The sequence below is a fragment of the Bradyrhizobium sp. B025 genome, assembly GCF_042257955.1.
In the GTDB taxonomy this organism is placed as follows: Bacteria; Pseudomonadota; Alphaproteobacteria; order Rhizobiales; family Xanthobacteraceae; genus Bradyrhizobium; species Bradyrhizobium diazoefficiens.
On record NZ_CP170150.1, the window covers coordinates 6,633,627 to 6,658,564 of the forward strand.

The 24,938-nt window shown below is 64.8% G+C and carries 17 protein-coding genes; 6 read left to right on the forward strand and 11 right to left on the reverse strand.

The genetic code is table 11. From position 1 onward, the window contains the following. Positions 1-174 precede the first annotated feature (174 nt). From ACE10W_RS31255 to ACE10W_RS31300, 10 genes are all read right to left on the reverse strand, one after another. Positions 175-2,367 (reverse strand): glycosyltransferase, encoded by a 2,193-nt coding sequence (locus ACE10W_RS31255; RefSeq protein WP_375762355.1) that lies wholly within the window; start codon positions 2,365-2,367, stop codon positions 175-177. A gap of 12 nt (positions 2,368-2,379) precedes the next feature. Beyond that, positions 2,380-3,660, reverse strand: coding sequence for an HlyD family efflux transporter periplasmic adaptor subunit (locus tag ACE10W_RS31260; protein WP_236842121.1), 1,281 nt, complete (start codon positions 3,658-3,660; stop codon positions 2,380-2,382). Between the two features lie 318 nt (positions 3,661-3,978). Next, a complete protein-coding gene (locus ACE10W_RS31265) occupies positions 3,979-7,308 on the reverse strand; it encodes an adenylate/guanylate cyclase domain-containing protein (protein ID WP_060908663.1) in 3,330 nt (1,109 codons plus the stop codon). Positions 7,309-7,624: 316 nt separating this feature from the next. Continuing rightward, positions 7,625-8,140: a hypothetical protein gene (locus tag ACE10W_RS31270; protein ID WP_028174581.1), complete on the reverse strand. Its 516-nt coding sequence runs from the start codon at positions 8,138-8,140 to the stop codon at positions 7,625-7,627. A 449-nt stretch (positions 8,141-8,589) separates the two neighbouring features. Beyond that, positions 8,590-10,458 (reverse strand): dipeptide ABC transporter ATP-binding protein, encoded by a 1,869-nt coding sequence (locus ACE10W_RS31275; RefSeq protein WP_375762356.1) that lies wholly within the window; start codon positions 10,456-10,458, stop codon positions 8,590-8,592. Positions 10,459-10,467: 9 nt separating this feature from the next. After that, entirely contained in the window at positions 10,468-11,394 is a 927-nt protein-coding gene (locus ACE10W_RS31280) for a 2-hydroxyacid dehydrogenase (RefSeq protein ID WP_375762357.1), read from the reverse strand. Positions 11,395-11,407: 13 nt separating this feature from the next. Continuing rightward, the gene (locus ACE10W_RS31285; protein ID WP_375762358.1) at positions 11,408-12,736 is read right to left on the reverse strand and encodes an NAD(P)/FAD-dependent oxidoreductase; all 1,329 of its coding nucleotides are present in this window, start codon (positions 12,734-12,736) and stop codon (positions 11,408-11,410) included. Between the two features lie 40 nt (positions 12,737-12,776). After that, positions 12,777-13,652 carry an ABC transporter permease gene (locus ACE10W_RS31290; protein WP_375762359.1) on the reverse strand — a complete coding sequence of 292 codons (876 nt, stop codon included), beginning with the start codon at positions 13,650-13,652 and terminating at the stop codon, positions 12,777-12,779. Between the two features lie 2 nt (positions 13,653-13,654). Next, positions 13,655-14,605, reverse strand: a complete 951-nt coding sequence (locus ACE10W_RS31295) for an ABC transporter permease (protein WP_375762360.1) — start codon at positions 14,603-14,605, stop codon at positions 13,655-13,657. A gap of 27 nt (positions 14,606-14,632) precedes the next feature. Continuing rightward, positions 14,633-16,324, reverse strand: coding sequence for a peptide ABC transporter substrate-binding protein (locus tag ACE10W_RS31300; protein ID WP_375762361.1), 1,692 nt, complete (start codon positions 16,322-16,324; stop codon positions 14,633-14,635). A 218-nt stretch (positions 16,325-16,542) separates the two neighbouring features. Between ACE10W_RS31300 and ACE10W_RS31305 the strand changes: the two genes are divergently transcribed. Both ACE10W_RS31305 and ACE10W_RS31310 read left to right on the forward strand, forming a co-directional pair. Further along, on the forward strand, positions 16,543-17,175 hold the full coding sequence (locus tag ACE10W_RS31305) for a cupin domain-containing protein (RefSeq protein ID WP_028174575.1): 633 nt from the start codon (positions 16,543-16,545) through the stop codon (positions 17,173-17,175). A gap of 164 nt (positions 17,176-17,339) precedes the next feature. Then, the gene (locus tag ACE10W_RS31310) at positions 17,340-19,217 is read left to right on the forward strand and encodes an ATP-binding protein (protein ID WP_375762362.1); all 1,878 of its coding nucleotides are present in this window, start codon (positions 17,340-17,342) and stop codon (positions 19,215-19,217) included. Between the two features lie 9 nt (positions 19,218-19,226). Here ACE10W_RS31310 and ACE10W_RS31315 read toward each other — a convergent pair whose 3' ends face one another. Beyond that, positions 19,227-20,252 carry an AraC family transcriptional regulator gene (locus ACE10W_RS31315; RefSeq protein ID WP_375762363.1) on the reverse strand — a complete coding sequence of 342 codons (1,026 nt, stop codon included), beginning with the start codon at positions 20,250-20,252 and terminating at the stop codon, positions 19,227-19,229. 187 nt (positions 20,253-20,439) lie between these two features. Here ACE10W_RS31315 and ACE10W_RS31320 point away from each other — a divergent pair, with 187 nt between their 5' ends. The 4 genes from ACE10W_RS31320 to ACE10W_RS31335 all read left to right on the forward strand — a co-directional run bounded on the left by ACE10W_RS31320 (position 20,440) and on the right by ACE10W_RS31335 (position 24,797). Then, positions 20,440-20,889, forward strand: coding sequence for a cupin domain-containing protein (locus ACE10W_RS31320; protein WP_011089457.1), 450 nt, complete (start codon positions 20,440-20,442; stop codon positions 20,887-20,889). 188 nt (positions 20,890-21,077) lie between these two features. After that, a complete protein-coding gene (locus ACE10W_RS31325) occupies positions 21,078-22,571 on the forward strand; it encodes a flavin-containing monooxygenase (RefSeq protein WP_375762364.1) in 1,494 nt (497 codons plus the stop codon). A gap of 102 nt (positions 22,572-22,673) precedes the next feature. Next, positions 22,674-23,747: a hypothetical protein gene (locus tag ACE10W_RS31330; RefSeq protein ID WP_375762365.1), complete on the forward strand. Its 1,074-nt coding sequence runs from the start codon at positions 22,674-22,676 to the stop codon at positions 23,745-23,747. A gap of 66 nt (positions 23,748-23,813) precedes the next feature. After that, entirely contained in the window at positions 23,814-24,797 is a 984-nt protein-coding gene (locus ACE10W_RS31335) for an SDR family oxidoreductase (protein WP_375762366.1), read from the forward strand. Positions 24,798-24,938: the final 141 nt, after the last annotated feature.

Below are 24,938 nucleotides of genomic sequence, written 5' to 3' on the forward strand. Positions count from 1 at the left end.
CAAGAGACGCTCCCTCCACCCTCAACCCCGTAAACGCCTTGGGCTAAGGAATGGTTGCTCGTTCCGGTTGAGGTTTTTGGCAGAGCACCGGAAGGAGACTGACGGCATCGATGAGCGGCCTGACCGTCGATCGATAGCCCATGGACTGGTCGGACGAGAAGGATAACACAGCAATCAGCTCAGCTTGACGGCCTCGAGCACTGTGCCGGCCACTCGACCAAAGTGAGGTTCAGTAAAACTCGCCGGATGACGGCTTCGAACTCCGGCAAGATGTGCCAAGTCGTCGATCCGCGGTTGAGGCCGAATGACCAGGCTCTCTGCCGGCAGACGTTCGGTCGGCGAAAGCGGCGCGGGCTTGGCGCCGCCTGCAACAATGTGGGGCAACGGCGCGGCCATTGACCAGATGTTCTTGAGCATCGCCCTGTTCACCGAGCACGCGATGACGCCGTTGCCCCTCAGGCGGGCGACGGTAAAGAGCTTGCGGATCAGCAGGTCTCGTTCAAGCGACTGCGGCAAATGGAACTGCAGCCCGACGAGATGGCCTCTTTGCTGCATGACCATCGCGTCGATCCACCCCACCTGCGCGATGTGCACGCGCAGCGGTTCTCCAGCGCGAGGACAGTCAATGCCGGCGCCGAGCAGAACGCCGGCGCCAGAGAGGGAGACGTTGCTCACGCGCCCAGAAAGCACCTCGCCGGTCCCAGTCAGGATCAAGACTGATTCATCGACATCGAAACGCTCCTCGGCACGTCCCATCCGCGCCTGCAGCGAGGTCATGCAGACGAAGAAGAGCACGACGATGTTCACGACCGACCAGAAGGCGACCATCGGTAAAGCGCCCGGATGATCGATGATCCGCCATTCCGGGATGGTGTTGAGAACCACGCCGACGACCGTCAACGCCATCAGACCCGCCGATGGCCAGAATATCTCCGCGGCGTAGCTTGCGCGTCGCGCGGCTGCGCCCTTGGGCGTTACCCTGAACGCATGCCCCGTCGGCTTGACGAGAGTCCCGAGCACCGTTGGCAAGATCTTGAAGCTCTGGATAGTCGCCGATACCTGAGCGGCGAGCGGAAAGTGCTCGTGCGGCGCGAACCAGGAGATGCCGCCGTTAAGCGCCAGGATCGCGGGGAACAAGTAATAGAAGACCGACTCAGGAGTGACGTCGACGACAGGCGCTAGCCCAGTCCACATGAACACGATCGGAACCAACACGACCGCGAGCGCCCGCAGGCCCATTGAGAGCCAATGCGTCGGAAAGAAGAGGAGCCGATGCATCAAGCCCAGTCCGGGGCCGAGCGGGCCGTCGGCGAGATACAGCGTCTGGATCGCGCCACGCGCCCAGCGTTGCCGCTGCACGAAAAAGGCGTCAAGGCTTTCCGGCGCCAGTCCAATCGCCAGCGGCTCGCGTAGATAGCGAGTAACGTACCCCTTGCGCAGCAGGACCAGCGTCAACAGCATGTCTTCCGTAATGGACTGGGTCGGCAAGGCATCGCCCACCGCGCGGAGTGCCGCGCGACGCGTGACGGAGTTGGAACCACAACAAAAGGCACCATCCCAGCCGTCGCGCGCCGGCATGATGGAATCGAAGAAGAACCGTTGCTCGTCCGGCAGTCCCCTGTGCAGGCCGAGATTCGCCTGCATCGGGTCCTCATTGTAGAAGGTGTGCGGGATCTGAACGATTCCGATCTTTGGATCGGCGAAGAAGCCCATCGTGCGCATCAGGAAATTGCGCTGCGGCACGAAGTCCGCATCAAAGATCGCGAAGAATTCGCCGCTCGTCTTCGTCAGGGCATGATTGATATTGCCGGCCTTGGCATTCAAGTTGTCGGCGCGCGTGAGATAGCCGGCGCCCTTTTGCTTGCAGAGTTCCCTGAGCCAGGGCCTGCGACCATCATCCAAGACCCAGACCTGGAAATTTGGATAGCCCAGGCACAGCGCGCCCGTGATCGTCTTTTCCAGCACCTCGAATGGCTCGTCATAGGTCGGAATAAAGACGTCGACCGAGGGCAACTCGTCATCCGGCAGGCTGCGAAGCCGACGCTCGTGCTGATCTGCTTCGCTGCGGCGATCGGTCCTGCGAAGGAAAGTCAGATAGAGAATGAACTGATCTGTGAAGGTCAGAAGCTCGACGAACAGACAGAGCCAGATCCAGCCGACCTGATACCAGCTCCCGCTTGCCGGCAGCACGGTGGTGCAAATACGCCATTCGAGATAGCGGGCGACCACGAGCCAAACCACGACAAAGACCGCGACTCGCGCCCAAGGGCGCGCGACTGGAAAGGTCGGCGCCAACAGGTACATCGCCGCAAAGATGCCCAGCATCGGCGCGAACAGCTGAGAGAGAGGCAGAGTCATGGCCTGCATGGAACATCTCGCTTACAGGGACGACTGGTCGAGCTCCAGGCGAGCGGTCAGCCATTTCAACTTCGAGCTGACCAATCGTAGCAGGCCGTCGGCGCTGCGCTCGAAGCGCACCTCAGCCAACCGTCCGATATCGCAGGAGCCGTTGCGGTCGGCCGACGTCTCATTGGGCGGAAGCGATATCTCTACGGTGATGTTGCCCGGATCAGGCCGCGGCACCCGAGCCGCAAGCAGCCGATCATCGCCGTAGGCTGCCGATCCGCGGACTTGCCGGATCTGGCCGGTCTTCCATTCGCGGCTCCCAATCAGGCGGACGGTAGCCGCATCTCCGGCCTTGATCTTCTCGAAATCACGCTCGGGGAGTTCAACAACGATGAACCGGCGCTCGCAATCTGCAAAATCGAAGACCGATTGCCCTTCCGTGACCATCGAGCCCGGGCTGGCCGCGACCGACCAGACCACATGGGCTGCGGGCAAGGACAGATCGTAGTGATCGAGACGATCAAGTCGAGTGCGTTCCTCTGCGATCTCCGCGGCCAGCTGCGCGGCACGTGAGCTGTTCTGCAACAGGTCCGTCTCGAGCTCCTGGCGGCGGAGGACAAGCCGCTCGCGCTGCTGCTGAGAATAGGGCACGTCATTGGCATCGCCACGAAGATAGATGCCCTTCTCGACCGCCCCCATCTCGGTCTTGAGGCGCTGCAGGCGTTCATCGGCCATCTGGCACCGCGTTGCGGTTGCCTCCTGCGAGGCCTGGGCCTCACCGGAGCGGATCTGCGAACTGATGCCGAGCTTCACGAGCCTCTCCATCCGGCCCGCGACATCGTTCCGCTGCCGCGCCTCGGCGAGACAGCCGCCTTTTTCAGCTTCCGTTTCGCCGATCTCGTGGCTCAGGCGCGCCACCATCCCCAAACGATAGTCCTCGCTGCGCTCGCCGAGCTTGCGATCGAGCTCGGCGATTTCCTCCAGTTGCCGACGTGCGAGCTCGGCGCGTTTGGTGGACATGGCAAGCTGCTGATCAAGGTCCATGAGGTGCCGGCGATCCGGCGAACGCGCCTCGACCAGCGGCACCACCCGGGTGCGCTGGAAATATTCACCCTTGCGTGGAAGATCTGACGAGAGCTGACCCGCCATCGGTGCAGTCACCCGCATGAGCTCGGCATTGACATAGGCGGAGGGAGCGATTCGGTAGGTCACATACGGCAACAGGGTCCATCCGCTCAGAGCGATGATCCCGAGCGCCAAGGATCGGCGAACAATCCGGCTGCGAATGAAACGTTCGACATGCAAGCGAACCACGACTGGATCTCCAATGGGCTTTGGTCGCTGCGCCTGCCCCGGCGAAGGCAAGCCAATCGCCGCATGGCCCGGCCCTGGGATGGAGTCTGCGCCTTGAGGCACTGAGCAATCCGACAACATTGGTGCTAGCCGAGATCGGGATTCGCCGCCGCAGCAGACTCGCGTTCACAACCAAGAGAAGCGTATTTAGCTTTCACCACATTAGGTTAAGCTGTGTCAAAACCGGAAGACTACGGCTCCCCGAATCGAAGACCAGGATGCCGACCTATTCCGGCTTGAAGTCGGCGCGCCGGTTGCGCCGATCGAATGGCGGCGCGGCTAACGCCCATTCCTAAGCAGCTCTTTCGCTTCTTCGACTTCGGGAAGATTTCGTTCCGCCTCGAATTCGGCGAGGACGGGAGCGAGCAGTTCGAAAACCGCGCCCGCTCGGCCATTTGTCTTGTGCAGGCGCGCAAGTCCAATGGCGCTGCGCAGCTCGAAAGTCTTCGCCTGTTGGTGGCGTGCGATTTCCAGTGCCCGGTTGAAGGCATTTTCGGCCCCGGAATCGTCCGGAGGGTCATGTCGCGACAAAAGCTCGCCCTGGACGCGATGCAGCTCGGCATCAAGCCAATGCTGACCGGATTGTCCCGCCCATGCGATCAATTCGCTCAAGATCTCCAGCCCGGTTTCGAGTTGGCCCACCTCTGCATCGGCCATCGCGACCTGCATCCCCCAAAACGGTTCACAGAGGTAGCAGTCATTCTCGCGCAGCATGGTCCATCCGCGACGCATTTCCGTCAGTCCGGCCATCCGGTCGCCGGCACGCCACTTGGCGAGGCCATTCAGATAGGTACCGGCGGCCACATACAGCGGCATCGTGTGGTCGCGCGCGAGACCGAGCGCCAGGATGGTATCCGTCTGCTGCAACATGCCCCCGCACAGTCCGTCGAACACGGCCCGATGAACAAGCGCATTGGCCCGGGACAGCGCCCGTTGTTCTCCTGAAGCGCTCACCGCTTCGGCTGCGAGCCGGCGCGCGCGAGCGATGCTGCCAAGCGGCCAAAGCACCAGAGCAAGAAACCTCATGATCACGAACGGCAGATCCAGCGCCGAGGGCCTGAACGTCGCGGGATCCGGCTCGGCACCATAGATCGCCAGTGCCCGCTCGAGATGCGTTCTCGCGTTCAAATAGTCGCCCCCGAACCAGCAGGTGACGCCGCCTGTCCAATGCGCAACGACGGCGGCCACCGGCGCGTCCGGTCGTCGCTCCGCGGCACTCATGATGGCGTCGGCCAGTTCCCGCATTGGAGCAAGTTCGCCGTGTGTCAGACAGGCATTGAAGAGGCCCGAATGTATCGGCGCAAGTTCCACCGGATCATTGATGTCGGCAGCGAACTGCCGGGCGCGCGTCCATGCGGCTACCGTTTCGGGGGCGCTGTGCCCGAGGCCGCCCCTTAACGCGCGGCCATATGCGATTTGAAGATGCAGCCTGCTCATCATCCGGCGAGGCTCGTCAGGCAACTCATCGGCGATGGCAATCGCCTTGCCGAGATGCGCAATTGCCTCGGAATAGGCCGAGCGTTTCAGCGCCTGCTGGCCCGCCTTGCGCCACCACTCGAGGGCGACCTCGTTCAGCCCAGCCTCGGTGAAGTGGTGTGCCAGAACTTCCGGCTCGGTCTCGGCGACGACTGGAAACTTTTCGCGCAGGACATCGCCGATGCGCGTGTGAAGCACCTGCCGTTTGCTCTTGAGCAGGCTCTCGTAGGCCGCCTCCTGAACGAGAGCGTGCTTGAAACTGTAGTTTGCCTCGGGCGGAGCCCCGCGACACACCAGCAGTTCGGCCTCCTCGAGTTGCCCCAGCGCAGCGCTCAGCGTCAGATCATCGCGTCCCGCCACATACCTCAGCAGCGCGTACGAGAAGTCGCGGCCGATGGCGGCGCCTATCTGCGCCACCTCCTTGACCGGAGCCAGCCGGTCGAGCCGCGCCATCAGCGAATCCTGCAGCGTCGCGGGAATAGCCAGCGGCGGGAGCGGACTTTCGAGGCGATAGCGCCCGGCACCTTCGACGAGCCATCCGGACTCCAGCACCATCTTGGTCAATTCCTCGACGAATAGCGGGACGCCATCCGTCCTGTCGATGATCTGCTTCATCATCTCGCGTGGCAGCTGGCGACCGACAGTCACCTGCTCGACCAGCGCCCGCGTGTCCTGCCGATCGAGCCGGTCGAGCCGCAACAGAGTGACGTTGGCAAGGCCCGACCAGGAGGGCTCGAACTCCGGCCGCGACGTCATGAGCACGAGTATCGGCAGTCGCCTGATCCGGTCGACCGTGAGATCGAACAGTTCAAGTGTCGTGGCATCGGCCCAATGCATATCCTCGCAGATGATCAGCAGGGGCTGCTCTCGCGCCAATCCCTCAAGCTGATCGAGAAGGGTGGCAAAGGTCTGTCGCCGCAGCTGCGCCGGGCTCAGACCGAGCGGCGGATAGCGGTCGCCGGTTGGGATCGAAAGCAGTGCCGCAATGAGCGCTGTCGCCCGGGCAACCTGCTGCGTTCCAAGCGCCAGCATCGCCTCGAGCTTGTCGAGCTTTTGCCCGGGCGTGTCGTGCGAGCAAATGCCGGCAGCGCGCTCGAGTTGCGCGACAAAGGGATGAAGCGCACTGTTGGTGTGGTACGGCGAGCACTGATATCGCACGCGGCGGTGCGCCCCCAGCACGGGGCTTTCGGACAGCATTGCGACCATGCGCGACTTGCCGATGCCGGCTTCGCCGGAAATCAGCACCATCTGCCCTTGCCCCTGCCATGCCAACCGCTGGCGCGAGAGCGTGAGTTCGATCTCCTCCTTGCGGCCGACAAAGCCGATCGAGCGCGCCGCGTGGACCGCCTCGAAGCGACTTTCCGATGCGGGCGCACCCTCGACCGCCCAGACCGCGATGGGTTCGGATATCCCCTTGACCTCGCGGCGGCCGAGGTTGCGAAAAGTGAAGAGATCACCGAGCAGCCGGCGCGTCGACGAGGCAACGACGACCGCTCCCGGCTCCGCCAGGCTCTGGAGCCGGGCAGCGAGGTTTGGTGTATCGCCGACCGTTGCGCTCTCCTCTGACGCATCTCCGCTGATGAGGTCGCCGACCACCACAAGCCCGGTCGCGATTGCGATCCGCAACTCAACCCGTTCGTCGCCGCTCGTCTTGAGCTGTCGCATCGCAGAGATGGCGTCGAGGCCCGCGCGCACTGCGCGCTCCGCGTCATCCTCGTGGGCGCGCGGATAGCCGAAATAGACGAGTATTCCGTCGCCGACGAACCTCGCTATGCTGCCGTCATAGGCGGAAATGACCCTCGCGCAGGCAGCGCGATAGGCCCGGATCACTTCCCACATATCCTCGGGATCGAGACGCGCCGAGAGTGCAGTCGAGCCGACCAGATCGCAAAACATGACGGTGAGGTGGCGCCGCTCGGCGTCATGAGGAGGAGCCGGCGATGCGATCAACGCGGCGGGGTCGAGGTCGGCAATAGCACGCAGCATTTTGCGGCGATGGCCGAGCAGGACTCCGAGCTTATCGAAGTCCTCGTCCATCAGCTCGGGAAGGACGCCCATGTCGACGCCATTTTGGACAAAACGCTCTGCGTACTGCCCAAGTCCCAGCTTCTCGAGCCACTCCGCAATCTGCATTGGCTCCACCGATCCTGTGGTTGGCGGTTAGCAGAATTTTGGACCACGGCGCGGGGACGATATCCCAACATCATCATGATGGCACGTCTTGTTTGTTGCGCGATAAACTCAGGTTGCTCAGCACCGATACGGCTTCCAAGCAGCGGCATTGCCCGATGCGAACGGCAGCGCCACCAAAAATCGTCAGCACGCAGCGTTGAACGACGGAGGTTGCGATGATTCGTGGCTACTCCCCCCGTACCTGAGGCCCCCTCCAACACTGCGGCTCGTGCCCGCGTCACCACGCCTGGAAGACGCTTTCCGTGAGCGCAGTCCTTCATTCCTTGTCCATCGACGCTTCGTAGCTGCGAGCCATCGTGCCCGCCGCAACTTGAAGCGAAGAGCCAACCACCCAACAGCCGGCAACAAAGCCTATCAGGCCGTTGGGGAGATTTTGATCAAGGACAAGGATGCTGACTGACAGGGTTGCGGCAATGGCGGCGACGAACGTTCCGGCCGCGCTCATGATCTCAACCGCCTCGGAACCGGTGTATTCTTCCGAGAGGCTCGAGATCGACTTCCGAGCGACACTGCGAGACAAATCAATTCCGACATAATAGCTGAGAGCTCCGTAGAGCGTGGTCATCAGCACAATCCAGCCGCTTTCAAACAGTCCGTCTCTCTGACGCAACAGGGTCGCGCCCACATAGAGGCCGCAAGAGGCCCCAACGGCTGCGAGCCCAATTCTTTCAAGAAGATGGGCCGATTTGATCAGGCTGGAACGAGCGATCCGAAGATTGCCGGCTTGCCTCGTTTCGGACACTGCACTGGAAACTGCATCGCCTAGCTTCATTGGTGAGCTCCTTCTTGGGTAAGTAGCAGCCTACCGGCCGACCCCGAATAGAGGCAGCCTCGTGGACGCGTCTTGCGATTCCCCTGATTCCAATTTCTGAAAAATCTGTGCTGAGTGATGGGGCTGGCTTGCTCGCGAGCAAGACGAGAGCCAATCCAAAGCTGCGAGCACGCGGCTTCGCAGGCATTGCATCTCACCCGTGTCTGTCAGTTAGCTTCGGGTGCGGCAATTTCTTGCGGAATTGGTAGCTCGAGAAGAGTGTGATGGAATATGAGATCGTTCACATTCCGCAGCTCCCTGTCGTTCGATCCGGTCACGATTTCCGGAGGACGAGTCTGCATCTGCCCGGCGCTTTCGCCGACATCAAACCTATCTACACTTGCCTGCTTCGTACACGTCAACTCATGCGTTCGGTCACGTCATCGGAAACGTACCGCATCCTGCGCGCCTCAGGCCGACCACTCCTCGCCCCACACCTGGACGACGTGACCAGGCGAGACCTCGCGATATTGCCGCACCGGCGGCTGGTAGTCCGGCGCGCGCACCGGGCTCCTGATCTCGTCGTTGGAGGCCTCGCGCCTGGTGCCGCGGCGCGCGGGATCGGGGACCGGCACGGCGGCCATCAGCTTCTTCGTATAGGGATGTTGCGGATTGCCGAACAGGGCTGCGCGCGGGCCGATCTCGACGATCTCGCCGAGATACATCACCGCGACCCGGTGGCTCATGCGCTCGACCACCGCGATGTCGTGGGAAATGAAGAGGTAGGCAAGGCCCATGCTGGCCTGAAGGTCGAGCATCAGGTTGACGACCTGCGCCTTCACCGAGACGTCGAGCGCCGAGACCGCCTCGTCCGCGACGATCAGCTTCGGCCCGAGCGCGAGCGCGCGCGCAATGCAGATGCGCTGGCGCTGGCCGCCGGAGAATTCATGCGGGAAGCGCGCGGCCATGTCGGCGGTCAGGCCGACGCGCACGAGCAGGTCGGCGACCTTGTCGCGCCCCTGCGCAGCGGTGGCGAGGCCGTTGGCCAGCAGCGGCGCTGCGATCGCCGTGCCCACCGACATGCGCGGATTGAGGCTCGCGAACGGATCCTGAAACACGATCTGCATCTGCTTGCGGAAGTCGCGCAAGGTGCGGCCGTTCATCGCCAGCACATCCCGGCCGTCGAGCAGGACCGTCCCGCTGTCCGGCTCGAGCAGCTTGAGGATCGAGCGGCCGGTCGTCGACTTGCCGCAGCCGGATTCACCTACCAGCGCCAGCGTCTCGCCGGCGTGCAAGGTGAAGGAGACGTTCTCGACCGCGTGGACGCGGCCGGAGACCTTGCCGAACAGGCCCGAGCGGATCGGAAAGCGCGTGGTGAGGTTCGAGACCTCGAGCAGCGGGCGCTCGGCAGTCGAGACCGTATCCGGTGTCTCGGTCGGCTCATCCGAGGTGCCGGTGACCTTGTCGACAATCGGAAAGCGCATCGGCCGCGGACGCCCGTCCATCGAGCCGAGGCGAGGCACCGCCGCGAGCAGCGCGCGGGTGTAGGGATGCGAGGGCGCGGCGAAGATGCGCGAAGTCGCATCGGTCTCCACCGCCTGCCCGCCATACATCACGACCGTGCGGTCCGCGATCTCGGCGACCACGCCCATGTCGTGGGTGATGAAGAGGATCGACATCCCCTCTTCCTGCTGGAGCTCCTTCAGGAGCTCCAGGATCTGGGCCTGGATCGTGACGTCGAGCGCGGTGCTCGGCTCGTCGGCGATCAGGAGTTTCGGCTTGCAGGCCAGCGCCATCGCGATCATCACGCGCTGGCGCATACCGCCGGAGAAGCGGTGCGGATGCTCGTGGAAGCGAGATTTCGCGGCGGGGATGCGGACGCGATCGAGCAGCCGGACCGTCTCGGCCTCGGCCGCCGCCCGCGACATGCCGCGATGCTGGATCAGCGCTTCCGCAATCTGGAAGCCGATGGTGAGCACCGGATTGAGGCTCGTCATCGGCTCCTGGAAGATCATGGCAACGTCGTTGCCACGGATGTCCTTCATGCTCGCTTCGGGCAGCGCGAGGAGATCGCGGCCGGCGAGCGTGACGCGCCCTTCGATCCGCCCGCTCTCCTTCGGAATGAGTCGCATGATCGATAGCGCAGTGACACTCTTGCCCGAACCGGACTCGCCGACGATCGCCACGGTTTCGCGCGGCGCGACGTCGAACGACACGTTGCGGACGACAGGGATCCATTGCCGCTCGCGCATGAAGGACGTGGTCAGGCCCGCGACCGACAGCACCGGCCCCTGCGCTTCGGCAATGACTTGGTCAGATCTGCCGGCGCCGATGCTCATGCGAGTGTCCTAGTAGCCGCGCGTACGATCGACACGCCCCGGCAGATCCTCGCCGCGACGGTGACGTGCGATGACGTCGAGCACATAGTCGACGGCCGTATCCGGCGTGGTCATGCTGGCGTTGTGCGGCGTCAGCAGGATGCGCGGATGGCTCCAGAATGGATGGCCCGCCGGCAGCGGCTCGGGATCGGTGACGTCGAGGATAGCCCCCGAGAGTGCGCCGCTGTCGAGAGCCGCGAGGATATCGGGCTCGACGAGATGCGGGCCGCGCCCGACATTGACCAGGGAGGCGCCGCGCGGCAGGCGCGCGAACAGGTCCGCGTTCAGGATCCCGCTTGTCTCATCGGTCAGAGGCAGCAGGCAGACGAGAATGTCGGTCTGCGCAAGGAAGTCGGGCAAGGCGTCCATGCCCGCATGGCAGATAACGCCCTCGATCTCGCGCGGCGAGCGATTCCAGCCGAGACGCGGGAAGCCGAACGCCTTGAGGCGTTCGAGCACGGCCTGGCCGAGCTGGCCGAGCCCCATCACGCCGACACGCCGCCGCTTCGCCGGCGTGATCCGGATCTCGCGCCAGACCTGTTCCTTCTGCTGGGCGATGAAGTGCAGGAGATCGCGATGCAGGGCGAGCACGGCCATGGTGACGTATTCCACCATGGTCTCGGCAATGCCGGGCTCCAGCATGCGCACCAGCGGGATGTGCGGTGGAAGTTTGCTGGCGTCGAACTGGTCGACGCCGGCGCCGACCGAGAAGACCAGCTCGAGGTTTGGAAAGGTCGCCGCGATGTTATCAGGCGGCACCCACGCCACGAGATAGCGCACCTCGGCGGGATCGCCGATGTCGGGCCAGAGCCGGAACGGCAGATGCGGCGCGCGCTCCGCGAAGAAGCGCGCCCACTCCGCGCCGCGCACCATGTTGGCCTTGTAGAGAACCGTCATGCGGCCAAGGCCCTCAGAACGGGCTGACCGGCGCGAGCCGGCGGCCGTCGATCATGCGCTTGTGGCTGTAGGGCTCAGGATCGACCAGCGGCGTCGAGCCGGTCACGATGTCGGCGGCGAGCTTGCCGGCCGCGGGGCCAATGCCGAAGCCGTGGCCGGAGAAGCCGGTGGCGAGGAAGAAGCCCGGCAGCGCATCGACCGGCGAGATCACCGGGATCGTATCGGGCGTGCAGTCGATCGTGCCGCCCCAGGCTTCCGCGATCTCGATGTCCTTCAATTCGGGGTTCGACTTGATCAGCGCTGATAGCGCCGCATTGACCAGCGACATGTCGGGCGCGGGATCGCGCACCCGTTCGGTCTCGAACGGCGACGGCTTGTCGAGGCTCCAGCTGGTGCCGCGCATGAGCTGGTCGAAGAACGACTTGCCGAACGACATCTTCAGTCCGTTGCGGCGATGCAGATAGGTCGGCCAGAAGGTGCGCGCGTAGCGGAACAGATCGGGCGACAGCTCGACCGTGCCGCGGTTGCGCAGCGCCAGCGTAAAGCCGCCGTCGAGGCGGCGGCGGATGCAGTAGAAGTCGGTGCCGAGCGCCCCTGAGGTAATCTCCGGCGCGGGTGTGGTCCGGCATGCAGTGGCGTTGACGAGACCGATCGGCAGCTCGATGCCGTGACGGCGGCAGAACAGCGACGACCATGCCCCGCCCGACAGCAGCACGGATTGCGCGCGGATGGTGCCCTTCTCGGTGACGACGGCGCTGACCCGCCCGCCGGTCGTCTCCAGCCCGCGCGCGGCGCAGCCCTGGTGGATCGTAACGCCGTGCTTTCGCGCGGCAGTCGCAAGCGCGGGCACGGCCATCGACGGCTCGGCGCGGCCGTCGCTCGGCGTGTGCAGGCCGCCGACCCATTTGTCGGCATTGCCTGGCATGCGCTCGGCAACCTCCGCCGGGGTCAGGACGGTGGAATGCACCTGCTGCTCGCGCGCGATCGCGGCCCAGCGTTCCCAGCCGGCGAGCTCGTCCTTGCTCTTGGTCAGGAACAAGACGCCGGTGCGGCGGAAGCCGGCATCGACGCCGGCGTCGTTCTGCATGTCCTCCCACAGCCGCAGCGCCTCGCGCGCCAGCGGAATCTCCTCACGCGCGCGGCCCTGCTGGCGGCACCAGCCCCAATTGCGGCTCGACTGTTCGCCGCCGACATGCCCCTTCTCGACGAGCGCGACGGAAAGCCCCTTCTTCGCCAGATGATAGGCAGCCGAGACGCCGATGACGCCGCCGCCGATGACGACGACGTCGGCCTGCGCCGGCAGGCGTTCGTCGCTATTTATACGGTTGAGCGGCGGGGACATCGGGCACTCCTGGACTTCAGTTCGATCGAGCTCTTGCTCGTCATGGGATGTTCATTCGCGGATCGAGCGCGTCACGCAGGCCGTCGCCGAGGAAGTTGAAGCTCGTCACCGCGAGCGTGATGGCGAGGCCCGGCGCAATGGCGAGCCACGGCGCGCTGGTGAGATAGATCTGCGCGTTGTTGAGCATGTTGCCCCAGCTCGCGGCCGGCGGCTGGATGCCGTAGCCGAGATAGCTGACATAGGATTCGAGCAGGATCGCCTTGGCGACGTTCAGCGTCGCCGCGACCACGATCGGCGCGATCGCGTTGGGCACGAGCTCGCGGAACATGATCCGCAGGTTCGACGAGCCGAACGCGACGGCGGCGACCGCGAACTCGCGCTCCCTGAGCGAACGAACCTGGGCCTCGACGACGCGGGCAACGCTCATCCAGGCGGTCGCCGCGATCAGCACGGTGGTGGTGACGAGGCCGGGCTCGGTCAGCGCGGCGAGCGCAAGCAGCAGGAAGATGGTCGGAAAGCACAGCACGGCGTCGACGAGCCGCATCAGGACCGCACCGACCACACCACCATAGAAGCCGGCGAAGGCGCCGACGGCGATGCCGACCGCCATCGCGATCACCATCGCGACGATGCCGATCGAGAGCGACACCCGTCCGCCCATCATCAGCCGCGCCAGCACGTCGCGGCCGAGCTCGTCGGTGCCGAGGATGTGCGCGCCCGAGAGCGGCGGCGCGAACCGCTTCATGATGTCGATATAGGTGTCGTCGAACGGCAAAAGATATGGACCCAGCGCCGAGCCGAGGACGAGGACGAGGATGATCACGGCGCCCACAAGCGCGAGCCGGTGACGGCGGAAGCGCCGCCATGCGGCCTGGCCGGGCGCGAGCTGGTCGGTGGAGAGAACCGCGCTCGTCATCGCTAACCCACCCGGATGCGCGGATCGACGACGGCATAGAAGATGTCGGCGAGCAGCGAGCCGATCAGCACCATGGTCGCCGAAAACATCAGGATGCCCATCACCACGGGATAGTCGCGATAGCCGATGGAATCGAGAAACAGCCGTCCCATGCCGGGCCAGGTGAACACGGTCTCGGCGACCAGCGCGCCGCCGAGCAGCGTCGGAAACTGCAGGCCCGCGACCGTGATCATCGGCAGCAGCGCATTGCGAAGCCCGTGCACGGTGAGGATCCGCCATTCCGGCATGCCCTTGGCGCGCGCGGTACGGATGTAATCCTGGTTGATGACCTCGAGCATCGAGGAGCGCATGAAGCGGCCCCACATCGCGGTCTCGACCAGCGCCAGCACCAGGGCCGGCGCGATCAGATGATGCAGCAGGTCGAGGAAGGAGCCGTCGCCGACGGTCTCGCGGTTACCGGCCGGCAGCCAGCCGAGCTTCACCGAGAACACGTAGATGGTGACGAGGCCGAACCAGAAGGTCGGGATCGACAGCGCGATCATGGCGCCGACGGTCGCGAGCGTGTCGAACAGCGAGTAGCGGCGCAGCGCGCCAAGGATACCGATCCAGCAGCCGAGCAGCACCGCAATGATCGTCGCCGTCGCCATCAGCTCCAGCGTTGCGCCGAGATGCGACGAGATCACCGACAGCACCGCCTCGCCGTCGCGGTAGGACTTGCCCCAATCGCCCTTAAGCATGCGGCCGAACCAGTCGAGATACTGGATCGGCAGCGGCCGATCGAGGCCGAGCTGCCTGGTGACGCGGTCGAGATCCTCCTGCGTCATCTGCGCGGAGGCGGCAAATTGCGAGAGCGGACCGCCCGGCGCCAGATGCAGCAGGGCGAAGCCGATCGCCGAGACGATCACAAGCAGCATGATCGCCTGCGCCAGGCGATTGACGACATAGCGGGCCATCTCAGGCGATCCAGCGAGCCGGATCCATCAGGCCCAGTACCATTCGCGGATGTTCCAGCAATTGATCGAGGTGTTGATGTTGGGACGGAAACCCTGCAGCCCTTCCTTCACGCCTTCGGCGATGAAGCCCTGGAACATGGGCAGGATCGCGAGGTCGTTGCGGATCAGCTTTTGCAGATCGCCATAGGTGGTCTTGCGCTGCGACAGATCGAACTGCTTGGCGCCTTCGGCGAGAAGACGATCGGCCTCCGGGCTCTGGTACTGATAGGTGTTGTAGCCGCGGCCGCCCTTGGCGGGAATGGCGCCGGAGCCGAAGCGCGGCGTCACGTCGGGGTCGCTGCCCAGCATGAAGTTCACCGACACCAGCACCGAGTTGAACTTCGACTGCTGCCAGAAGTCGCCCCAGATCACCGCCGCCGGCATGTTGTTGACGCGCATCGCAGCACCAATCGCGCGCCAGTCCTGGACCAGGAGCTGCTGGGTCTGCTCGCGCACCGCATTGCCTGACGTCGTCGAGTTGGTGAATTCGAGCTTGACGCCGCCCTTCTCGCGAACGCCGCTGGAGCTGCGAACCCATCCCGCCGCATCGAGCAGCGCATTGGCCTTGGCGGGATCGTATTTGTGCTGCGGCAGGCCCTTCTGGAACGACCACGCCTGCTGCGGCACGAAGCTCTCGGTCTGCGTCGGCAGGCCGTAATAGAGCGCGTCGATGATCGCCTGCTTGTTGATGGCGAGATAGAGCGCCTCGCGCACCGCGCGGTCGGCGAAGGGACCGAAATCCAGGTTGGGCGCGATATGCTCCACCGAGGACGTCGCCGAGACGAAGATCTTGCGGCCCTTCAGCGTCTTCGCCTCCTGCACGAAGTTCGGCAGGATGCCTTGCAGGCCGGAGTAGTCGACCTGGCCGGTGCGGAACTGGGTGTAGAGCACGGTGAGGTCGGGGATGTACTTGAACACCACGCGTTCGACGTACGGCCCCTTGCCGTGATAGCCGGTATGGGCATTCAGGAGGATGTGGTCGCCGGGCACGCGCTCACCCCAGCGGAACGGTCCGGTGCCGACAGGCGCATTGTGGAACGGCGAGGCGTTCGGATCTGACACCTTCTCCAGGATGTGCTTGGGCACGATGAAGGTCAGCGATCCCAGGATCGACATATAGGGCGAATAGGGAGCTTCCATTCGCCAGTGGATCTCGTCCGCCGCGACGACCTTGATGTCCTTCACGAGGCTGTGGCCGACGCGGCTGCGCGCGCGGAAATCGGGATTGTTGATCAGCTCGAGCGAGAACTTCACGTCGTCCGCCGTGAACGGCGTGCCGTCATGCCACTTCACGTCGCTGCGCAGCTTGATCTTCCAGGTCAGGCCGTCGGCCGACAGGCCGCCATTCTCGATGGTCGGGACCTCGCGCGCCAGATCGGGAACGAAATTGCCCTCGGGATCGATGAACCAGAGCAGCGAGAACACCTGCCACCAGACGCCCTGATCGACCTCGATGCCGGGCATCAGCGGATGGAAGACGGTCGGCTCCTGCGACAGCGCCGCAATCACCTGCCCGCGCGGCTTGTCCGGCGGATTGGTCGGGCGCTCGGTCTGGGCGAAGGCATTGCCTGCGAGGCTCCATCCCGCCGCGGCGCCGGCCCCGAGCTGGAAGAATTGACGGCGATTCGGACTACCGAGATGCACTGCCCCAACGCCGAACCTGCCGGTGTCGTTTGCCATGACCCACTCTCCGTTGTCGCACACGGCACCGTCCCCCGCGCCCCGAGACCCCGGCAGGGGACAGGAGTGGGCTTTAGTGCTTCTAAATTTTTCGATCAAAAGTTCATCATGACTAAATACAGCTGTCAATCGCATTGCTAGTATGCGCGACCTTTTCACTCCGACTGAAGCCTCGGACCGATGCGGTCCAAGGCTGAGATGATGCATGGGAGAGCGACATGGATGGTCGCGGCGATACCAACGGTCCGAAGGACGCTCCGACGATCGAGGCCGACGATGCGGTCGACCAGCGCCTCGGCGAAACCGTACGGCTGCTGCGTCAGCGCGCCGGCCTCTCGATCCAGGACGTCGCCAACAAGACCGGCCTGTCGAACGGCATGATCAGCCAGCTCGAACGCGCGCGCGCCATGCCGTCGATCCGCACGCTGCGCCTGCTCAGCATCGCGCTCGACGTGCCGATCTCCTATTTCTTCGAGACCACCGATCCCGGCGACGTGCAGCGCTACATCGTGCGCAAGAACAGCCGTCGGCTGCTGCGCCTCACCGCGAGCGGCGTCGTCAAGGAAGCGCTCACCCCCGATGGCAAGGGCCAACTCGAACTCTACGAGCTCACGCTCAATCCCGGCGCCTCGTCCGGCACCGACTTCCTGCAGCACACCGGCGAGAAGGCCGGCTACATCCTGTCCGGCAGCCTGCGGCTGTGGCTCGACAACCAGGCCCACGTGCTCGAGGCCGGCGACAGTTTTCGTTTCCCGAGCATCGTGCCGCACATGTTCGACAACCCGACCCAGCAGACGGCGCGCGTGATCTGGGTGACGACATTGCGCCAGACCGATTCGCCGGCGGGTTGAAGCCCGAGGCAGGCCGGGCCTCGTTTCCGGGACGGCCGGCCGTCCCGCGCCACCTGAAATTGCCCCTCGACGGAAACGCACGGAATCTGTAGCTCACATAATGCCGGACTCCTCGACAGGACGGGGCCGGTACGGTCCGCGGCTGGCGTCTTGGGTGTGAGGCCATGAAACTCAGGGGGGTTGTGACATTTGCGATGGCCGCCCAGGTCGTCGTGACCGCCGCACTCCTTCTCGCTTCCTATGCCATGACCGGCACCGCCGGCCCGCGCGGGTTCGGCATGGCCCAGCTCATCGCCCTGATGGCGAGCGGTGTCGTTGCGGTGCTGCTCGCGCGTCTCTGCACGCGCGCGATCGAGACGTCGCAGGCCGAGCGGGCTGCCGCGCAACTGGCCGATCGGGCGAAGGCCGTCGCCGAGAGCGCACAGATGACGCAAGCCGTCATCAAGACCGCGCTCGACGCCTTCATTCAGACCGACGAACGCGGCATCGTCGTGGAATGGAGCTTTCAGGCCGAAGCCCTGACCGGATGGTCGCGGCAGGAGGCCATCGGCGCCGACGTCGTCGACCTCCTCGTCGCCGAGCCGCTCCGCGCCGGCTTCAGGCAGCGCATGATGCGGCTGCTGCCGGAACTGTCGGATACGCCGATCGGCATTCGCTTCGAGGTAAGCCTGCTCCACAGGAACGGCGATGCGATCCTGGTCGAGGCGTCGGGCACGGCACTCCGGCTCGGCGGGCGCACCATCATCAACAGTTTCGTCAAGGACATCACCCAGAAGCGCGCCGCCGAGGAGCAGCTGATACAGGCCCAGAAGATGGAGGCGGTCGGGCAACTCACCGGCGGCATTGCGCACGAATTCAACAACATGCTCACCGTGATCACCGGCACGATCGAGATCCTTGCCGACGCCGTGAAGGACAATCCGCCGCTAGCAACCATCACCAAGCTGATCAGCGAGGCCGCCGATCGCGGCGCCGCGCTGACCTCGAGCCTGCTGTCCTTCGCAAGGAAGCAGGCGCTGCAGCCGACGGAGATCGACGTCAACGAGCTGCTCGAGGAGCTGGCAAAACTGCTGCTGGCGACCTTCGACAAGAAGATCGAGATCGTGACGAAGCTCGACAGCAAGGTCTGGCTCGCCCTCGTCGACCGCGGCCAGTTGAGCTCGGCGCTGCTCAACCTCGCGATCAACGCCCGCGATGCCATGCTGGACGGCGGCAGGCTGACCCTGACGACGCGCAACGTCGTGTTCGGCGTGCGCGAGGCCGTGGCGGTCGGCGCCGGCTATGCCGGCGACTATGTCGAGATCGAGATCGCCGACACCGGCACGGGCATCCGGCGGGCCATCCTGGAGCGGATCTTCGATCCGTTCTTCTCGACCAAGGAGGTCGGCAAGGGCACGGGGCTCGGGCTCAGCATGGTGTTCGGCTTCGTCAAGCAATCCGGCGGCGGCATCAAGGTCGCGTCCGAGGAAGGCCGCGGCACGACATTCACGATCTATCTGCCGAAGGCCGAGACCAGCACGCTGCGCCCCGCCGGCTATGACGATCGCAAGGTCGTGGGCGGACAGGAGACTATCCTCTGCGTCGAGGACGATCGCGACGTCCGCCAATACGTCACGGTCCAGCTCGAGAGCCTCGGCTACAAGGTCATCCCCGCCGCCAACGCGACGGAAGCGCTCGCCATCGCCGCTGAGGGCAAGGCGTTCGACCTGCTGTTCACCGACATCGTGATGGCCGGCGGCATCAACGGACGCGAACTCGCCGAGCAGATGGTGGCCGCGCGGCCGTCCCTGCGGGTGCTGTTCACCTCCGGATACGCCTACGACTCGATGCACGCGCAGGGCCGCGCCACGAAGGGCGCCCCGCTTCTGACAAAACCCTATCGTAAGGCCGAGCTCGCGCGCATGCTGCGCCGCTCTCTCGACACCGCCGTCGATTCCGTGGGCGACCCGATCCCGACGCCCTACTCGGTGCAGGCCGATGTCGAGGGCTTTTTGCGCAGGCAAGCAGCTGAAGACAGCGGCACGACGCGGTCGCGAAAGTAGCTCTCTGCGCTAGCTCATCCTTCGCCGCAGCGTTGCCGACGGCGTCTCGCCAAATTTTTCACGATAGGCGCCGGCCATGCGGCCGAGATGAGTGAAGCCGAGATCGAAGGCGATCTCGGTGATGGAGGCATCGGGCCGGGCCTGCGCGAGCCGGGCGTGCAGACCAGCGAGGCGCATGTCGAGCAGCATCTCCGAGATCGAAACCCCGAAATGACGGCGGAAGCCGAGCTGGAGCGCGCGGATGCCGATCCCGGCGGCGCAGGCAAGCTGCGCAAGGTTGAGCGGCTCGCCGGCATTGTCCGCAAGACGGTCCCGCGCCACGCGAAGCGCACGCGGCAGACGCTCGGCTTGCCCCGAGAACGTCCTGATCGCATCCGACAGGCCGTGACGCTGGCCATTGAGCAGGTGATCGAGCAGCGCCTCCCGCCAATCTGCGGTCGCGACCGGTGAAAGCCTGCCGGAGGGGCCAAGACGTTCGGCGAGCGTCATCAGCCCGCCAAGGCTGGTCCGCAAGGCCCGCCCCGACGGCGCGTCCAGGTCGATCACAGGATCGAACTCGACCGTGCCCGCGACCCTCCCCGACAAGGCCGCGGCGCGCTGCTCGACCATGCGGCGGTCAAGCAGCAGGATCACTTGGGCACAGTCGCTCCACATCATCCGGGTCGGGATCGTCGGCGACAGCAGCGACGCCGTCCGGTCCGGTACGGCATCGAAATCGCCGGCGCCGGCACGAATGCGGGCGGTGCCCGTGAGCGGAACCTGCAGCAGGAAGAAGCGCTCGAGGCAGCCGGGATCGATGCTGACCGATCCGCCATAGGTAACGTAGTTGATGGAAAAGCCGTCGAACGCCGCGCAATTGTGCCGGGCGGAGAAGCCGGCCGCCCGCGCCTGCGCCGGCTTGAGATCGTGCGGACAGAAGATGCGTCCAATCTGCTCGGCCGCCTCATCGACATCATCGGTGGCGACGCGGGCAAAGTCCGCAAGCCGTTCTGCTGCGGACGCACTTGCGCTCATTTCCAGCACGGCTGCGGACATCGTCGACCACGCTTCGCGTCACGGAATTGCTTTAAGCCTATAATAGTTCCCTGGACGCGGAAAGGGCCGCGTCGCAAAATCGTCGTGCTGCATGGCAAAAGCTCCATCCGGATTCGTTTAGCGGATAGACAGGCAGCCGGTCGCCGGCCGAAGCTCCATCCTCGCCGGAATCCATGAGGAGCGAGCCATGACTGCACTCGAAAAGGGCATAACCGCTGTTGGCACGGGCTATGGCGGCAAGAGCTGGAACATCCTTGGTCAGGTCTATTTCCCCAAGGCCGTCACCGACTCCACCTTCGCGTTCGAGACCAACAGCGATCCCGGCCAGTTCGTGCCGGTGCACATCCATCCGACCCAGGACGAGTTCATCCTGGTGCAGGAGGGCACGCTCGACCTCAAGCTCGACGGCGTCTGGGTCAAAGCCCATGCCGGCGACCTCGTGCGCATGCCGCGCGGCATCCCGCACGGCTATTTCAACAAATCCGACAAGCCGTGCCGCGCGCTGTTCTGGGTCTCGCCGATGCAGAAGCTGGAGGCGCTGTTCAACCAGCTCCACAATCTGACCGACCCAGCCGAAGTCGTGCGCATCTCGGCACTGCACGAGGTCGACTTCCTGCCGCCCGAGGCCAACGACTAAAGCGCGATCGTCGCGCTTTAGTTGTTGTTTGAGCATGATCTTTTCGGAACACCGCTTCACACTTTTCCGGATCATGCTCGAGGCAGCCGCCTCCCCGTCGCCTTTCATCAGCTTGCAGCCCCGCCGGCCGCACCTTGCGGCCGAACGTGGCCGCTTGCGCGCGAAACACCCTGATTGCGAGCAATCCCATGGTCAGTCCCAAGCATGTTTGCGTGATCGGTGCCGGAGTCTCCGGTCTCGCCGCCGCAAAGGCATTCTCCAGCCGCGGCCACCGCGTCACCATTCTCGAGCGCAGCGGCGATCTCGGCGGTGTCTGGGAGCCTGCGCGCTCCTATCCTGACGTGCAGACCCAGAGCCCGAAGGATCTCTACCGCTACACCGATCGCGCCATGCCGGACGCTTATCCGGAATGGCCGACCGGGCCGCAGGTCCACGCCTATCTCGCCGACTACGCCAAAAGCTTCGGCCTCGACCGCATGCTGCGCCTCAACACCGAGGTCGCCGGCATGGCGCGCCGCGCCGACGGGAAGCCGGGCTGGACGCTCGCGCTGACCACCAAGGACGGCAAGGCGACGAACGAGGATTTCGATTTCGTCGCGGTCTGCATCGGGCAGTTCAACGAGCCGCGTGAGCTGCATTGCCCGGGCGAGGACGGATTTCTGGCGCAGGGCGGCCAGATCCTGCATTCGTCGAAATACAGCGATCCCGCGCTGGCGAAAGGACGCCGCGTCGTCGTGCTCGGCGGCTCGAAATCGGCGACCGACATCGCGGTGAACGCGGTGAAATCAGGCGCACGCGAAGTCACCATCGTGATGCGCGAGCCGGTCTGGCGGATCCCCTATTTCATCGGCGGCCTCGTGAACTTCAAGCGCATCCTCTACATCCGTGCGCAGGAGGAGATGTTTCCGGGCTGGGGCGCCAGCGCGATGGCGCGGCTCGCACACCGCATCGCAGCGCCCCTGATCTGGGCGAACTGGCGCGGGCTGGAGAGCCTGTTGAAGGCGCAGCTCAAGCTTGGCCCGTGCAAGATGGTACCGAAAGAGCGGATCGAGGACGGCGTCAACTGCTCGGTGCCGATCGCAACGCCCGGCTTCTATCCGATGGTCGCGGACGGTCGCATCAAGGCGGTGTTCGGCACGTTCGATCATTACGAGGGCGACAGCATCGTGATGAGCGGCGGCGAGCGCGTCGGCGCCGACGTCGCGGTGCTCGCGATCGGCTACAAGCTCGGCGTGCCGTTCCTGCCCGCAGCCTATCAGCAGAAACTGGTCGACGCGGACGGTCAGTACCGGCTCTACCGGCTGATCGCCAACCCCGATCTGCCGGAGCTCGGCTTCGTCGGCTTCAACTCCTCGTTCTGCACCGTGCTCTGCGCCGATCTCGCCGCCAACTGGCTGGTGCGCTACGCCGACGGCCAGCTCGCCAACCAGCCGACGGCGCAGGCGATGCGCGACAACATCGAGATGATGCTGCACTTCAAGCGCGTCGAGCGGCCGGCCGCCGGCGTCTATGGCGGCTTGTGCGTCGCGCCCTATCACTATCGCCATTTCGACGAGCTGATGGCCGATATCGGCGCCAAGAACCAGAAGCGCGGCGGGCTCAAAGGACACTTCCAGCCGCCGGATGCGGATGCCTATGCGAAGTTCCTGGCGACGGCGCCGGACTACCGGGCCACAGCGTAAGGTCGGAGAACCCGGGCTGAGCGGGATTTGCAACTCGCCAGTCCGCGCGTTTGATGTTTACGATCCCATGATCGACGAATCTCCGGCACACGGGAACCCGCCATGGGACGACGATGTCACGCCGCCGCAGCCCTGGCGGTGCTTGGGCTGATCCTCACGACGTTCACGGCGAGCCAGGCACAAACGCTCACGGCGAGGCAATCGGAGGCGCTCGCCACCTACGATCGCGCGCTCGGCGATTTCAAATCCATCCTTGCCGAGCGGCGCCGACAGATCGCGGCGAAGGAGCCGCTGCCGAACCTGCCGGGACAGGCGCTCTATCTGGCACGCGTCGCGGTCATCAGTGCTTACAAGGATCTCACCGACGCCATGCCGTCGCGGATCGGCAAGCCCAACAAGTTCGAGATTCCGCCGGCCTATTTCGACGCCGACATCGAGCCGCTGGTCGACGAATATGCTGGACTCTTCGAGATCATGGAGGCGCCGCCCGCCGGCGCGCAGAATTCGCCGACGCCGTTCAAGGACGTCGTCGATCTCGCAGTCGCTATCGCACGCGCCAAGGGACTTGCGCCTGGCCACGCCGAAGCTGCGGGACGTATCAGCCTCGGGCTGTTCTTTGCCGAGACCAACGGCAAGCAGAACGTCCGCAATGCGCGCTCGAACACCTATATGGGCAGCTTCCAGACCGGCCCGTCCGAGGACCGCAACGGCCGCAGGAAATGGGAGTCTATCAAGAGCGAGATCGCGGCGGCCAATCCCGCGCTGGCCGCGCGTGACGACAGGGAAGAGGCACGCGCCCGCGGCACCGATCACCGTTTCAATCACTGGACCAATGTGCGCGACGGCCTGATGAACGCGCATGCCGATCTGTTCCGAGAGATCCCGGGAATCGTGAAGACGCTGCCCGACCCGATCGACCAGATGAAGCTGTTCGAGCTGATCCAGATCGTTCCCACCCCGACGCGGTCCGCGCTCAAATCGGGCGATCTCCTGAACTACCGGGTGTCGAGCCCCACGATCATGAGGCACTTGCGCAACAACAGCATCTTCGCCTTTGGACAGGCCGACAGATCGCGCAGCTCGGCAAGCTTCCGCGAGATTCTCGCTGCGATGTGGCTGTTCAACCGGAAGTTCGAGAAGGCGATGGCGAAATACGCGGAGATCAGAGCGCACTGAGGCATCGGTTGTAACCGCTACCGGACGTAGTAGGCTCGTGATCTCATCAGCAGCACGGGCAGTATCATGCGCATCCTCATCCTTGGCGGCAGCCAGTTTCTCGGACGCGCGATTGCGGCCCATGCCTGCGCCAACGGTCACGACGTGACCTGCGCCGCCCGCGGTCTCGCCGGGCCGATCGCGGCAGGCAGCCGACTGATCCGGATCGATCGCGACGTCGCGGACGGTCTCGCGCCGCTCGCGGGTGAGACATTCGATGCCGTCGTCGACGTCTCGCGTCATCCCGGCCAGGTTCGCCGCGCCGTCGCGGCGCTGAAGCGGCCGGGCATGCACTGGACCTTCGTCTCCACGATCAGCGTCTACGCAGACAACCGCATACCGGGACAACGCGCCGACACGGCGCCGCTGCGCGAGCCCATGACCGAAGACGTCGAGCACAGCGCCGACGCCATTTATGGCGCCGCCAAGGTCGCGTGCGAGCAGGCCGTCGGCAATGATGCCTTCATCTGCCGGGCCGGCCTCATCGCCGGGCCGGAGGATCCGACGGGACGCTTCGCCTACTGGCCGGCCCGGCTTGCGCGCGGCGGCGAGGTGCTGGCGCCGGGAGCACCTGATGATGCCATCCAGTTCATCGACGTGCGCGATCTCGCACAATGGATCGTGCATGCGGCCGAGGTTCGCCTGACCGGCATCTATGACGGGATTGGACCGGTGCGCACGCGCGGCGAACTCCTGACCGAATGTGCATCCGCGCTGAACTCCGCGTGCACCTTCACCTGGGTCGAGCGCGCCTTCTTGGAAGCGCATGACGTGCGGCGCTGGGCAGGTCCGCGATCACTGCCGATGTGGCTGCCCCTGCCCGACTTCGCGGGCTTCATGACGCGCGACACCTCGCCGGCACGCGAGGCCGGATTGACCTCGCGCCCGGTGGCCGCCACCGCGCGCGATACGTTCGACTGGCTCCGTGCCAGCAACGGGCCGGTCATCGGCCTCACCAGTGATGAAGAGAAGGACGTGCTCGCCGCGTGGCACGCGGGCATGACGAGCTAGGGCAGACTCATAATCTTGATATCGTCTTGTGACCGACAGCGGTCGTTCCTTGGTAACGACGACATGCAGAAGGGCGAGATCACCCGCCACAATTCTAGATAGAGTGTGAGCTGTTTCATATCGGCGGCCCCATGCCGCGCG

Bases quoted from the DNA above. Each gene is read 5' to 3' on its own strand.
- ACE10W_RS31255 (WP_375762355.1), bottom strand. From the start codon at position 2,367: ATGCAGGCCATGACTCTGCCTCTCTCTCAGCTGTTCGCGCCGATGCTG.
- ACE10W_RS31265 (WP_060908663.1), bottom strand. From the start codon at position 7,308: ATGCAGATTGCGGAGTGGCTCGAGAAGCTGGGACTTGGGCAGTACGCA.
- ACE10W_RS31270 (WP_028174581.1), bottom strand. From the start codon at position 8,140: ATGAAGCTAGGCGATGCAGTTTCCAGTGCAGTGTCCGAAACGAGGCAA.
- ACE10W_RS31275 (WP_375762356.1), bottom strand. From the start codon at position 10,458: ATGAGCATCGGCGCCGGCAGATCTGACCAAGTCATTGCCGAAGCGCAG.
- ACE10W_RS31280 (WP_375762357.1), bottom strand. From the start codon at position 11,394: ATGACGGTTCTCTACAAGGCCAACATGGTGCGCGGCGCGGAGTGGGCG.
- ACE10W_RS31285 (WP_375762358.1), bottom strand. From the start codon at position 12,736: ATGTCCCCGCCGCTCAACCGTATAAATAGCGACGAACGCCTGCCGGCG.
- ACE10W_RS31290 (WP_375762359.1), bottom strand. From the start codon at position 13,652: ATGACGAGCGCGGTTCTCTCCACCGACCAGCTCGCGCCCGGCCAGGCC.
- ACE10W_RS31295 (WP_375762360.1), bottom strand. From the start codon at position 14,605: ATGGCCCGCTATGTCGTCAATCGCCTGGCGCAGGCGATCATGCTGCTT.
- ACE10W_RS31300 (WP_375762361.1), bottom strand. From the start codon at position 16,324: ATGGCAAACGACACCGGCAGGTTCGGCGTTGGGGCAGTGCATCTCGGT.
- ACE10W_RS31305 (WP_028174575.1), top strand. From the start codon at position 16,543: ATGGATGGTCGCGGCGATACCAACGGTCCGAAGGACGCTCCGACGATC.
- ACE10W_RS31310 (WP_375762362.1), top strand. From the start codon at position 17,340: ATGAAACTCAGGGGGGTTGTGACATTTGCGATGGCCGCCCAGGTCGTC.
- ACE10W_RS31315 (WP_375762363.1), bottom strand. From the start codon at position 20,252: ATGTCCGCAGCCGTGCTGGAAATGAGCGCAAGTGCGTCCGCAGCAGAA.
- ACE10W_RS31320 (WP_011089457.1), top strand. From the start codon at position 20,440: ATGACTGCACTCGAAAAGGGCATAACCGCTGTTGGCACGGGCTATGGC.
- ACE10W_RS31325 (WP_375762364.1), top strand. From the start codon at position 21,078: ATGGTCAGTCCCAAGCATGTTTGCGTGATCGGTGCCGGAGTCTCCGGT.
- ACE10W_RS31330 (WP_375762365.1), top strand. From the start codon at position 22,674: ATGGGACGACGATGTCACGCCGCCGCAGCCCTGGCGGTGCTTGGGCTG.
- ACE10W_RS31335 (WP_375762366.1), top strand. From the start codon at position 23,814: ATGCGCATCCTCATCCTTGGCGGCAGCCAGTTTCTCGGACGCGCGATT.